Source organism: Deefgea chitinilytica (assembly GCF_016881405.1).
Classification (GTDB): domain Bacteria; phylum Pseudomonadota; class Gammaproteobacteria; order Burkholderiales; family Chitinibacteraceae; genus Deefgea; species Deefgea chitinilytica.
In genome coordinates, this window is the sequence record NZ_WOFE01000011.1 from 64,006 (window position 1) to 77,173 (window position 13,168).

The window sequence follows — 13,168 nt, forward strand, 5'->3', positions numbered from 1 at the left end:
GCAAAGCATGCAAGATCATACGATTGAACGCATTCAGCAGAACCCCAAATTTAAAGAACTGGTGCGCAAAAAATCCAGCCTATCTTGGTTACTGTCAGTAGTCATGTTGGTGATTTATTACGGTTTCATTTTGGTCATCGCATTTTCACCCGCTACGCTGGCTCAATCACTCTCCGGTGGCGTGACAACGATTGGCATCCCGATTGGCATTATGATTATTTTGTCCGTTTTTGTGATTACCGGCATCTACGTGCGCCGCGCTAACACGGAATTTGACCAACTCACGCGCGAAGTCGTTGAGGACGCGAAAAAATGATGAAATTAACTATGCAACGACTCTGTGCGGCAAGTTTGCTGCTGGTCTCTAGCCTGCCAACTTGGGCTGCTGGCGCGATTGAAGGTGCTGCGGAAAAACGCCACGACCTCAATTTACCAGCAATTGTGATGTTTTTAATTTTTGTTGCCTTCACACTCGGTATTACTTACTGGGCAGCTCGCCGCACCAAATCAGCAAAAGACTTCTACGCTGCTGGCGGTGGCATTAGTGGTTTCCAAAATGGCTTGGCGATTGCGGGTGACTACATGTCAGCGGCATCGTTCCTTGGTATTTCCGCGATGGTGTTTGGTGTTGGCTACGACGGGCTGATTTACTCAATCGGCTTTCTGGTCGGCTGGCCACTGATTACCTTTTTGATTGCCGAGCGTTTGCGCAATTTGGGTAAATACACTTTTGCCGACGTTGCATCGTATCGCCTTTCCCAAATTCCAGTCCGTATTTTTGCGGCAACCGGTACATTAGTAGTCGTTGCACTGTATCTGATCGCTCAAATGGTGGGCGCGGGTAAACTGATTCAAGTATTGTTTGGCTTGGATTACACCTACGCAGTTATCTTGGTCGGTATTTTGATGATTATGTATGTGACCTTCGGCGGTATGTTGGCGACGACTTGGGTACAAATCATCAAAGCGATTTTACTTTTATCCGGTGCAAGTTTCATGGCCTTTATGGTGATGAAACACGTTGGTTTTAGCTTTGAAACGCTATTCCAACAAGCCGTTGCCGTTAAACACGCAGGTGCTGAAGCCCTCGCAGTTAAAGCCAATGTCGCAGCTGAAGCAGCTGCCGCGGCAGTGGCAAGCAATGCGCCCAATGCCTCTGCGGCAGTCGCCAGTGCTGCTGCGGCATCAAAAGCAGCTGTTGCAGCGGCCAAAGCCAACATCATGGCACCAGGCGGTTTGGTTTCTAACCCAATCGATGCCATTTCACTGGGTATGGCTCTGATGTTTGGTACTGCGGGTTTGCCACACATTTTGATGCGCTTTTTTACCGTATCGAATGCTAAAGAAGCACGTAAATCCGTATTCTTTGCCACAGGCTTTATCGGTTACTTCTATATTTTAACTTTCATCATTGGCTTCGGTGCGATCGTGCTGCTGTCGGGCGATGCGGGCTTGAAATTTAAGGAAGCATCTGGTGCCTTGATTGGCGGTTCAAATATGGCGGCGATTCACTTGTCTGATGCCGTCGGCGGTGATTTGTTCCTTGGCTTTATCTCTGCGGTGGCCTTTGCGACGATTCTGGCCGTAGTGGCGGGCTTAACCTTATCCGGTGCATCTGCGGTATCGCACGACATTTATGCTTCGGTGATCAAAAAAGGTAAAGCGCTTGAAAGCGAAGAAATTCGTGTTTCAAAAATCACTACCATCGCGCTCGGTTTCTTGGCTATGTTCTTAGGGATCGCCTTTGAAAAGCAAAACATCGCATTTATGGTGGGCTTGGCCTTCTCAATTGCCGCTTCGGCCAACTTCCCAGTGCTATTCTTGTCGATGTTCTGGAAAGGCTTGACCACTCGTGGCGCAGTGATTGGTGGCTTCGTTGGCTTGATCAGTGCCTTGACCCTGATTATCCTTGGCCCATCGGTATGGGTTGAAGTACTCGGTCACGACAAAGGCAGCGAATGGTTCCCGTACAAAAACCCAACCATCTTCTCGATGACACTGGCCTTTATTACCATTTGGATTGTTTCACTCTTGGATAACAGCCAGCAAGCCGCAGAAGAGCGTGCCAAATTCTTGCCACAGTTCATTCGCTCTATGACAGGTATTGGCGCAGAAGGCGCAACTGATAAGCACTAAGAGTTGATACCCATTAATAACGCCCTGCTCGATACCGATGTAGGGCGTTTTTTATTGATAGGAAGTTATGATGTCAACCTTATTTGATTTCACAATTGCGCCCTACAGCAGCCTCACAAGTTCCGAGCAAGATCGCTTTGAGCAAGCGTTAGACATTCAATATTTTGCCAGTGGCAGCACCGTGATCGCGGCCAATGCGGCAAATACCGCCTTGCTGATTGTCAGTAAGGGGCTGATCGCCGAAGAAGAGCAAAGCGAAGTGCTCTCGGTTTACAGCGAGCTTGAAACGCTTAACGGAAAAGCACTGCTGAATGAAAGCGCCAGCCAGCACTGGGTCGCAATCGAAGACAGCTTGGTATTTAGCGTGCCGCGCGACTTGATTTTAGAGTTGATGCGTAGCAATCCACGCTTTGGGGCCTATTTTTATCAAGACATCGCACAGCGCTTGGCGATGCTCACGCAAGCGGCTACTGCAGGTGATGAGCTGCAATCCTTATTATTAGCGCCCATTCACTCAGTGTACCTGCATCCAGTTCAGTGGCTCAGCCATGAAGCCAGCATTCTGGATGCTGCACGACATATGCAGGCGCACGCTTGCACCTCGGTGTTTATTCAGCACCAACAACAGGCAGGCATTTTTACCCAAACGGACTTACGAGACTTTGTTACCAGTGAGCAACATGCCAGCCAAGCACGCCTAGCCGACTATGCCCAATATCGCCTGCACACAATCAGAGATACAGCACCGCTGCACGCTGCGATGGCACTTATGGTTAGGCACAGCATCACTCGGGTTGTCGTTCAACGTGACGACACCATTATTGGTACGCTCGAGCAAGTCGACTTGCTGGCCTTTCTGACCCAACACTCGCACCTGATTCAAAATCAAATCGAGCGCGCCCGCAATCTTGACGAATTAGGATTAGCTTGGGCGCAAACCGATAAAATCATTCGCCAGCAACAAGGGCAAGGCATCAAAGTCACCTTGATCGCCGCCACCATTCGTGAATTACATCGGAAGTTGCTAGCAAAAATCTGGTTACTCATTGCGCCGCCAGAGATCACCCAACAGGTTTGCTTGCTTTGTATGGGTTCAGAAGGTCGGGGAGAACAAATTTTACCGACCGATCAAGATAACGCTCTGATTATTGCCGACGGTTTTACCCACCCAGATTTGGTAGCGATCTGCGAACAATTTAACCAAGCACTGATTCGTTTTGGCTACCCAAGTTGTGCGGGCAAAGTGATGGTGAATAATCCGTATTGGCGGCGCAGCGAAAGCGAATTCAAACTCTTGTTTAACGATTGGCAGGCCAAAACCAGCGGAGAACATATGTTAAACCTCGCAATTTGGCTCGACGCCTACCCCGTCATCGGCGACAAGTCTTTGTTTTCACGCTTACGCGACTACTTACTACAAGACCTCAGTCCGAATGACAGCTTGCTCGGGCATTTTGCGCTGCCGATTGTGCAGTTTGATACGCCCCTAGGCTTTTTCTCGCAGCTACGCAGCACCAGCGGACAACTCGATTTAAAAAAAGGCGGGATTTTCACCTTGGTGCACGGCATTCGCTGCCTAGCACTCAAAGCAGGTCTCAAACAGCGTAACTCCTATCATCGCCTCGATGCGCTGCGTGAGCGAGGATTACTCTCCGCTGAATTTGCGCGCGAGCTGAGCGAAACACTGGCCTTTTTACAAAGCCTACAACTGCGATTTGGTTTGCAAAAAGCGCAGCAAGGCAAGGCGATTGACCACTTAATTACGCTCAGCCAACTAACGACCCTCGAGCGCGATCTACTCAAAGACGCCTTTGTCGTGGTCAAACGTTTTAAACAGCATATTAGCCACCAATTTAAGTTGCATCTCTTATGATTCGCTATTTACAGCAATGGCTTAGGCAACGCCAATTACGCGATGCGCGGTTCGATTTTCTATTTGCCCCCGTCCCCAGTGATGAGTGGGTCAGTATTGATTGTGAAACCAGCAGTCTCAACCCCAAGCAAGCCGAAATATTATCCATCGCGGCAGTGATGATTCGAGGCAACACCATCCTCAAATCGACCAGCCGCCAGTGGCTAGTTAAACCCAGCGGCCCAATCGACCCCAAAACCATTCCCATACACGGATTGCGCCAACAAGACGTGAACGAAGGTTTGACACTGCACGATGCATTGACAGAATTACTGCTATATATAGGTAGTCGCCCACTAGTTGGGTACTACCTCGAGTTTGATTTAGCGGTCATCAATCGACAATTGAAACCTTGGCTGGGCATCAATTTACCCAACCAAGGTATTGATGTGTCTGGTTTGTACTACGACAAAAAGGTCAGCGCTTATCGGCCCGAGGTTGATTTATCATTGAAAAGCATCCTCACGGACTTGGCCTTGCCCGAATTGCCGCGACATGACCCGATGAACGATGCGCTCACGGCTGCGATGATTTTTTTAAAGCTCTCTAACCAGGTATCAATTCAAAGAGGTTAATCCACAATGCCTAGAGGAAAATACCCAACCTTATGAACGACCTGCCCATTGTTTTAATGCTTTGAGCAAAGCATCAGGCTGAATCGGTTTCACCAGAAAATCGTTCATCCCAACCTCTAAACAGCGCTGCTTATCGTCGGCCAGCGCATTAGCGGTCAATGCAATAATAGGAATGCCCGACAATCTGCCATTATCTTGACTGCGGATCAAGCGAGTGGCTTCAAGACCATCCATCTCTGGCATTTGCATATCCATAAACACCAAATCAAAAGGCTGCTCTAGCACCGACATCAGCGCAAAACGCCCATTTTCGGCGGTCACAACCGTGCAGCCTAGTTTTTCTAGCATTTTGACCGCGACCATCCGGTTGACCGGATTGTCTTCAGCCAACAGGACTTTATAGTGCTGCGCTGAACTCGTCTCTTTTAAGGTATGCCGCGTGACAAGCTGAGTATCGCCTTCGCCTTGCAGCACCAGCTCGAGCACGCCGTAAAACTCATCAGCCGGCACTGCTTTGGTCAAATACGCCGCAAAACCAGCATGATGAGCTCGACTACCATCACCACGCACACCAATCGCGGTCACCAACATCAAGGGCAAAGCAGCTAAAACCGGATCGCCTTTGATGATGCGCGCCATCTGCAAACCATCGATTTCAGGTAAATGTAAATCCAGCACCGCCAGCGTAAATGGCTGCGACGTTTGTGCAGCGGTATGCAATAGCGCTAAGGCTTGTTCGCTATTCGAGACGGCCACCACTTGCCCAGCCCAAACCGTTAATAAATTGACTAAGGCTTCCCGATGAGTATCAATTGCATCCACCACCAAGACTTTTTGCTGTTGTGGCGTCGTCGCTTGCCTTAAGCGAACATGCGCCGCCACAGAAGCCATCGCCATCTGCACCGTAAACACAAAATCAGTGCCCTGCTCAGCAATGCTATGTGCCGCAATATCGCCGCCCATCAGCGTCACAATTTGCTTGCAGATAGCCAAACCTAAACCCGTCCCTCCAAAGCGGCGGGAGGTGCTTTCATCAACCTGAGAAAAGCTATTAAACAGGCGATGAATTTTATCGCTTGGAATACCAATCCCGGTGTCGCTAACGCAAAAACGCAGCGTGATCGCATTGGCGGTTTGCGCTTGCAAACTCACATTGACGCTCACTTCGCCCTGCTCAGTAAACTTAATCGCATTGCCAACCAAATTGATCAGCACTTGCCGCAAACGGCCTGGGTCGCCGCGCAACATCGCGGGCACGTCCGCTGCAATATCACAACGATAGCGCAAGCCTTTTTCTTGCAAGCGCAAAGACATCATGGCCGAAAAATCATTAAGCAAACGCGGCAAGTCAAAATCCAGCATTTCCAGCTCTAAGCGCCCCGCCTCAATTTTGGAAAAATCCAAAATATCGTTGATGACGCCCATTAAAACGTCGCCGCTATAACGCACAGTTTCGGCATATTCACGCTGTTGCGGCGATAAATTAGAATCCAACAATAATGAAATCATGCCCAATACGCCATTCATCGGCGTGCGAATCTCATGACTCATATTGGCCAGAAACAAACTCTTGGCTTGATTGGCGGCTTCTGCGGCCTGCATCGCTTGTTGAAGTTTGAATTTTGCGGCCTGCTGCTCAGTCACATCCATCACCATGCCGTACCACAGCGTATCGCCTTCTGGCGTTCGTTCAGGCTTGGCGTGCGCCTCAACCCAAATCAAGCCTTTCGCCGGATGATTAATCCGGTACACCGTATCCCAATGTGACAATGACTCTAATGCCTTGGTATAGCTGGCAACGACTTCATTCACATCGTCTGGATGCAGATACGCCAATACTTTAGTAGCATCCTCCGCCACATCGGCAGGCTTCACACCATAAATTCCTTCGATACCAGCGCTGGCATATAAATAGGCACTACTGCCGTCTTGATTCATCCGCGTTTGAAAAATCAGGCCCGGCACTTGTTCACCGATTTTTCGAAAGCGCTCAGCAATATCATCCCGTTCTTGCCTTGCCAATTTCCGCTCAATGGTTCCCCCGACCCAACGCGCCATCAGACGCAAAAATTCGTAATCCACCTCATCAAACGGCCGCGCTTGCACTTCCGGAGCAGCAAAATGCAGCGTGCCGTAGCGTTGCCCTGCAACCCAAATAGGAGTCCCAATATATGTTTCTAAACCAAACTTGGCATAACAAGGGTGATTGGCCCAAGGCGACAAACCCATCATTGAAATCGCGACGACATCGTCGGCTTGATAGGTCAGACTGCAATAGGTCTCTGTTAAGTCATATTGCACGCCCTCATGCAATGCACCGTTGGCTGAATACTGCACCTCGATCAGATAATCGTTTTGCTGAATATGGCTCACAGTGCCAACTGGCACGCCAAAATAGCTACAAGCCAAATACAAAGCATTGGCAATTAACTCATGATCGTTACGTTGCCGCAGCGCAGTAATCTGGCTCAAGGCCCGTAACGAAGCTTGTTGGCGCTGATGCTTTTCTTGCGCTTGCTGGCGTTGAATGGCTTGTCTTTGAAACAGGATCAACTGCGCTAGTGTCGCGAGGAAAGCCTGTAATTGCTTAAGCAGTATTGCGCTGTAGGCATTATCTGAATTAGCTAAGATCGCAATACCCACCGTTTTTCCTTGATGTTGCAAGGGTAAAATCAAGCGATAAAGCAGCGGCTGCGTTACCGCAAATAGCTCAGAAAACGTGTCGTCAACTTGCTCGGCAGACACTACGACCGCGCGACCTTTCGCAAGTGCCGCACGATATTCGGGCCGCATCGGCCACAAACAATGGGGACTTGAATAACCGCTAGCAGTCTGTAAGGAAAACAGTTGCACACTGTGATGATTTGCACTCCATTCCCCTAGAGCGCCACACACGCTGCCCGTCAATGCCAGCAAATCTTGCAAGACAGCAGCAAACCCGCTGGGCTCAATGACCTCAGCGAGAAAATTCGATTGCGCGCGTAATAGCGCAGGTACCACGTCAAGACGCATTGCACTCCTTGTGCCAAATCGGTGTTACATGCTCATTGAGCATAGCTGCTTTCTGCTGCTTTCCCAACAAACCCTAATCAATTCAACGTCTTTTTCACTACATCAGCCTCACTGATTTATGACATCAAAAAAGACAATTAGCTTTCAAGCTCGTAATCCAATACGCTCGGCTTAGATTATTTTCAACTCAGTTTCTCTACGAAGGGGCTCACACATGAGTGGTATCGATTCAGTTTTAAAAGAAACTCGCCTATTCCCACCATCAGACGAGTTTCGTACTAATGCAACCGTATCCGGCATGGACGGTTATAACGCACTTTGCGATAAAGCCACTGCCGATTACGAAGGATTCTGGGCTGACCTAGCCCGCAGTATGCTGAGCTGGAAAAAACCATTTACTCAAGTCTTGAATCAAGACAATGCACCATTTTTCAAATGGTTTGAAGATGGTTTGATCAATGTTTCTTACAATTGTATCGACCGCCACCTCGAAACGAAAGCCAATAAAGTCGCGATTATTTTTGAAGCGGACGATGGCTCAGTAACGCGTGTAACTTACCGCGAGCTGTATCACCGCGTTTGCCAATTTGCTAATGGCTTAAAATCACTCGGCGTGACCAAAGGCGACCGCGTTGTGATCTACATGCCACACACCATCGAAGCTGTTGTGGCAATGCAAGCTTGTGCACGGATTGGTGCGATCCACTCTGTGGTATTCGGTGGCTTTTCAGCTGGCGCATTGCGCGATCGTATCCAAGATGCGCAAGCTAAAGTGGTCATCACAGCCAACGAAACCGTCCGCGGCGGCAAAGCCACCCCACTAAAATCGATTACTGACGAAGCGTTGGGCTTGGGTGGTTGCGAATCAGTATCAAAAGTTATCGTGTTCCAACGCACTAGTACCAAACCAGAACACTGGAATGAAGAACGCAATATCTGGTGGCATAAACTGGTCAAAGACCAAGCCGACACCTGCGAGCCAGAATGGGTTGAAGCTGAGCACCCATTGTTCATTCTGTACACCTCAGGCTCAACGGGCAAACCAAAAGGCATTCAACACTCTTCAGCAGGCTACCTGCTCGGTACGCAAGTGACAATGAAATGGGTGTTCGATTACAAAGAAACCGACGTGTACTGGTGCACGGCCGACGTAGGTTGGATTACTGGCCACTCTTACATCGCCTACGGCCCACTGGGCATCGGCGCGACCCAAGTGGTATTTGAAGGTGTTCCGACCTACCCAGATGCTTCACGCTTCTGGCAAATGATCGAAAAACACGAAGTAACCACGTTCTACACCGCACCGACTGCGATCCGCTCATTGATCAAACTCGGTGGCGATCTGCCAAAGAAATACGATCTGTCTTCATTGCGCCTATTGGGCACAGTGGGCGAGCCGATCAATCCAGAAGCATGGATGTGGTACTACGAAGTAGTGGGCGGTTCTCGTTGCCCTATCGTCGATACTTGGTGGCAAACTGAAACCGGCTGCAATATGATCGCCCCATTGCCAGGTGCTGTGGCGACCAAACCAGGCTCTTGCACCTTGCCGATTCCAGGCATTATGGCCGACATCGTTGATGAATCTGGCGCGCAAGTTGATTTAGGTAAAGGCGGCTTCCTTGTTGTGAGCAAACCTTGGCCATCGATGGTGCGTAATATCTGGGGCGACTCCGAGCGCTTTAAGAAAACTTACTTCCCAGAAGACTACAACGGCAAATTGTATTTGGCCGGCGACTCAGCGCACCGCGACGAGAACGGCTACATCTGGATCATGGGTCGTATCGACGACGTATTGAACGTATCTGGTCACCGCCTTGGCACGATGGAAATCGAGTCTGCACTGGTAGCCAACCCATTGGTAGCCGAAGCAGCAGTCGTTGGTAAACCACACGACATCAAAGGCGAATCAGTCGTTGCCTACGTGGTACTGAAAGCCGCGCGCCCAGAAGGTGAAGAAGCCAAACGGATCGCCAAAGAGCTACGCGAATGGGTAGCACACGAAATCGGTAAGATCGCTCAGCCAGACGAAATCCGTTTTGGCGACAATCTACCAAAAACACGCTCAGGTAAGATCATGCGTCGCTTGTTGCGTGACATTGCCAAAGGCTTGGAAATCACTGCCGATACCTCAACACTAGAAAACCCAGCGATCCTGGAACAATTACGCCAAAGCGCGATTTAAACCCAAGCGCCAATACAGCATAACTTTACGAGAGTTGTTGACCCCGCCTTTGTGGCGGGGTATTTTTTTTACCCTACAAACCGTGCGACTTGATATACTGACGTAAGCACTTCGCATAAATCGTTAGCTTCAATTTAACTTCCAACAACACCACCATGCACTTTTGGCAAAACCTGATTCGACACTGCAGCCCAATGCTATTAGCATTGAGCCTGCTCTTGTTCGGCATTGGGGCGCCACTCAAAGCAGCACCAAACACCAGTGTAACGATGGCGGTGTCTCACTGTGAGCAAACCGACTCCAGCGCGCTCAGCGTTACAAGCATTAGCGATTGTTTAAGCCATTGTGCACTTCCAGCACCCAGTACCATCTCAATGACGATGAACGCCATCCGCAGCGAGCGCTATGCTGCGCCTTCGCTTGCATGGCAAGTCGTCAGCATTGCACCTCCTTCACCTCCGCCACGGTCTGATTCGTAAAATTTCCTTCTGATTTTTACGTTTTCATTCAATGACGGCGCAGCAAGCCTGCGCCACGGAGACTCACATGAACATGACACACTACATGGCCTTGCTGGCCGAAAATCAACCGTGGAATCTGATTTTATTTATGGCGATTCCGGTCATCCTCGCCGAAACCGTCGCGATTACTGAGTTGTATATCCTCTTTTCGCGCCAGTATCACGGGGCAATGCGCCAAATCAATCGCTTTGCCAGCATTACGGGCGGGATTTATTTCAGCGGTGTATTTGTCTATTTAATGATCAACGCGGTGATTCCGATTACGCAAGCCGGCGAATGGCGCGGCATCGCCGATGTCATCGCGGTTGGCTTTTATTTATCTGGTATCGTGCCTTTGGGTGGGATGGCTTTATTGGATTTGGGCGTGATCGGTAAAGGCTGGGATGAGGAAAGAAAACTCAAGCTGCACGCGATTTTTGTTGCCATCTTCTTAGTAGTCGCACACATTGCGATGATTTTCGGGATGCTCGATCCAACATTATTCATGGCACCAGAGATGAGTAGCGCAATGCCAGCAATGCACCACTAAAATAACGGCTTTGTTCAGATTACGTGTTGATGGTTTTAAGTGCCTGCTGCACTGTGTTTTACAGTCGCAATCCGCGACGAGGACTTACTTTTCTTTTCGCTGCGAAAAGTAAGCAAAAGAAGGCGACCCATATATCTGCACCGACTTCGTCGGCTTGATATGAGGGGTTTTAAAACCCCAACTCGGCGAGCGTGAAGCAATATCAACATCAACTCTGAACACTGCCAAATAACAAGGGTATACCAATATAAGCAATATCAATAAACATCTAGATGGCTATACCCCTTTACTAAAAACAATCCGTACTTCTGCGCCATTTAAAGTACTGCGCCCTAATTGAATCGTTCCGCCGTAGGCATCCACAATATCGGCAACCACAGCCAAGCCAATGCCTTGGCCGGGTTTGTCCGTGTGCTCATCCAAGCGAATGCCACGTTGTAAAGCGCGCACTGGTTCGTCACCAAAGCCAGGGCCATCATCAGCGACAATCATCAACAAACCACCATCATCACGACTCAATGATAGAGTCACGTGAAGCCGCGCAAACTTCCCCGCGTTATCGAGAAGATTGCCCAGCACTTCAAACGCATCGCCTTCATCGAGTGGCCATGCCACATCATCGGCGCAATCCAAAGTGAACGTTAAGCCGCGCCCGGCATAAACTTTCTGCATCGCCGCCAACACGCGTTCGGCAATGGGCTTGAGCGCAATCGCCGCCGCCAATTCAACCGAGCCACGCAATGCGGCGCGATTGAGCTGATGCTGCACAATATGATCCATTCGCGTCACTTGCTCATTCACGCGTTGTGCGTAATCGTCGCCGGATTGTTCAGAGCGCAAAATGGCCAAGGGCGTTTTTAAGCTGTGAGCCAAATCGGCCAAGGCTTCACGATAGCGCTGCTGTCGCGCGCGCTCTTGCTCGACCAAACGATTGAGTCGCCCCGCTAAGGGCGCGAGCTCGCGTGGATATTCACCAGTCACCTCGGCTTGTTCGCCACCTTCAATCGCCGCCAGTTCGACTTCTAAACGACGAAGCGGCGTTAAACCCCAACGTAAAATCAGCGCTTGCGCCAGCAATAAACACACTGCTGCCGCCGCCAAACCGCCCCAAAGTGCGCGTTGGAATTGCGCTAATTGCGCTTGAACATACTGCTGATCTTCAAGCACGCGAAAACGGATCGTTTGCGCCGTTTGCCCGGCCAACCAGCGCACTTGATAGGCTGTTTGTAGAAAATCACGCTGTCCAATTCGCAAAGCATCTTGCTGCCACACACCAGTACTGAGGTTTAATGCTGGCAACTGCTGCAGCTGCGCCGCCGACGGTGAAGCCCATTTCTCGGTTTGCGCGGGATTATCAATAAAGGCATACAGACCCGAATTGGGGATTGAAAACAGCGGCTCGGCCAATTGCTTGGGCAGAATCAATTGACCTTGCGGATTCAACTCCGTCATCGCAATCAGCAAATACACCGCACTTTGCAGGCGCGTGAAATGGCTGTCTTGCAAATGTTGGCGGTAAATATTTTGCACCGCGAATCCAGTAACGCAAAAAAACGCCAGCAACACCGCGCTGACGCCAAGATGCAAACGACTGCGAATTGATAATTTTTTTAGCCGATTCACACCGTTTCCAAAGCAAAACGATAGCCGCGGCCACGCACCGTTTCGATGCTCGGCTGCGCGCTGTCTTGATCGAGTTTGCGGCGCAGGCGACTCAGTAAAACTTCAATCACATTGCTATCGCGATCGGCTTCGTGTGGATAAAGATAATCAGCCAGCGCGAGTTTGCTGACCACATTCGGGCGCTGGTGAATCAGGTGTTCTAAGAGGCGATATTCAAAAGCGGTGAGTTCAATCAGCCCCGCGCTATTGCGCACTTGCTGGCGCGCAAAATCAATTTGCAATACACCAAAATCAAGGCCATTCGGTAAGGCTTTCAAGGCACGGCGCAATAAAGCCATCACACGTGCCGCTAACTCGGGATATTCAAAGGGTTTGGTCAGATAGTCATCCGCGCCAGCTTCAAGGCCAGCCACTTTTTCTTGCCAATTGGCGCGTGCAGTCAAGATCAAAATCGGCATCGTATGCCCAGCAGCGCGAACGCGCTCGATGAGTTGAATGCCATTCAGTTTGGGCAAGCCCAAGTCAACAATCAGCAAATCGAACGGATATTCGCAGGCTTGAAACAAGCCGTCCTCGCCATCTACGGCGGTATCGACCCGATAACCTTCCGCCGTTAAACGCGCCGCCAGCGATTCACGCAGCGCAGTTTCGTCTTCGATCAGCAGCAATCGCATG

At 50.0% G+C, this 13,168-nt stretch carries 10 protein-coding genes; 7 read left to right on the forward strand and 3 right to left on the reverse strand.

Going from position 1 to position 13,168, the window contains the following annotated elements; genetic code table 11:
- Positions 1 to 7: 7 nt before the first annotated feature.
- From GM173_RS14815 to GM173_RS14830, 4 genes are all read left to right on the forward strand, one after another.
- The gene (locus GM173_RS14815; protein WP_203572164.1) at positions 8 to 316 is read left to right on the forward strand and encodes a DUF485 domain-containing protein; all 309 of its coding nucleotides are present in this window, start codon (positions 8 to 10) and stop codon (positions 314 to 316) included.
- 11 nt (positions 317 to 327) lie between these two features.
- Positions 328 to 2,136 (forward strand): cation acetate symporter, encoded by a 1,809-nt coding sequence (locus GM173_RS14820; protein WP_373309391.1) that lies wholly within the window; start codon positions 328 to 330, stop codon positions 2,134 to 2,136.
- A gap of 70 nt (positions 2,137 to 2,206) precedes the next feature.
- Positions 2,207 to 4,009 (forward strand): putative nucleotidyltransferase substrate binding domain-containing protein, encoded by a 1,803-nt coding sequence (locus tag GM173_RS14825; RefSeq protein ID WP_203572165.1) that lies wholly within the window; start codon positions 2,207 to 2,209, stop codon positions 4,007 to 4,009.
- Positions 4,006 to 4,623, forward strand: a complete 618-nt coding sequence (locus GM173_RS14830) for a 3'-5' exonuclease (protein WP_203572166.1) — start codon at positions 4,006 to 4,008, stop codon at positions 4,621 to 4,623. The genes GM173_RS14825 and GM173_RS14830 overlap by 4 nt, the downstream gene beginning before the upstream one ends.
- Before the next feature lie 30 nt (positions 4,624 to 4,653).
- Here the strand turns inward: GM173_RS14830 and GM173_RS14835 are convergent, their stop codons facing one another.
- The gene (locus tag GM173_RS14835) at positions 4,654 to 7,635 is read right to left on the reverse strand and encodes a response regulator (protein WP_203572167.1); all 2,982 of its coding nucleotides are present in this window, start codon (positions 7,633 to 7,635) and stop codon (positions 4,654 to 4,656) included.
- Between the two features lie 214 nt (positions 7,636 to 7,849).
- On the opposite strand from GM173_RS14835, the gene acs reads away from it, so the two are divergent.
- The 3 genes from acs to GM173_RS14850 all read left to right on the forward strand — a co-directional run bounded on the left by acs (position 7,850) and on the right by GM173_RS14850 (position 10,870).
- Positions 7,850 to 9,820, forward strand: a complete 1,971-nt coding sequence (gene acs / locus GM173_RS14840; protein ID WP_203572168.1) for an acetate--CoA ligase — start codon at positions 7,850 to 7,852, stop codon at positions 9,818 to 9,820.
- Positions 9,821 to 10,014: 194 nt separating this feature from the next.
- Positions 10,015 to 10,299 carry a hypothetical protein gene (locus GM173_RS14845; RefSeq protein WP_203572169.1) on the forward strand — a complete coding sequence of 95 codons (285 nt, stop codon included), beginning with the start codon at positions 10,015 to 10,017 and terminating at the stop codon, positions 10,297 to 10,299.
- A 67-nt stretch (positions 10,300 to 10,366) separates the two neighbouring features.
- Positions 10,367 to 10,870, forward strand: a complete 504-nt coding sequence (locus GM173_RS14850) for a DUF6803 family protein (RefSeq protein WP_203572170.1) — start codon at positions 10,367 to 10,369, stop codon at positions 10,868 to 10,870.
- Positions 10,871 to 11,146: 276 nt separating this feature from the next.
- Here the strand turns inward: GM173_RS14850 and GM173_RS16330 are convergent, their stop codons facing one another.
- Together GM173_RS16330 and GM173_RS14860 are read right to left on the reverse strand one after the other, a co-directional pair.
- Entirely contained in the window at positions 11,147 to 12,493 is a 1,347-nt protein-coding gene (locus GM173_RS16330) for an ATP-binding protein (RefSeq protein WP_203572171.1), read from the reverse strand.
- Positions 12,490 to 13,167 (reverse strand): response regulator transcription factor, encoded by a 678-nt coding sequence (locus tag GM173_RS14860; protein ID WP_203572172.1) that lies wholly within the window; start codon positions 13,165 to 13,167, stop codon positions 12,490 to 12,492. Before GM173_RS14860 ends, GM173_RS16330 begins: the two co-directional genes overlap by 4 nt.
- Between the last annotated feature and the right edge of the window lies 1 nt (position 13,168).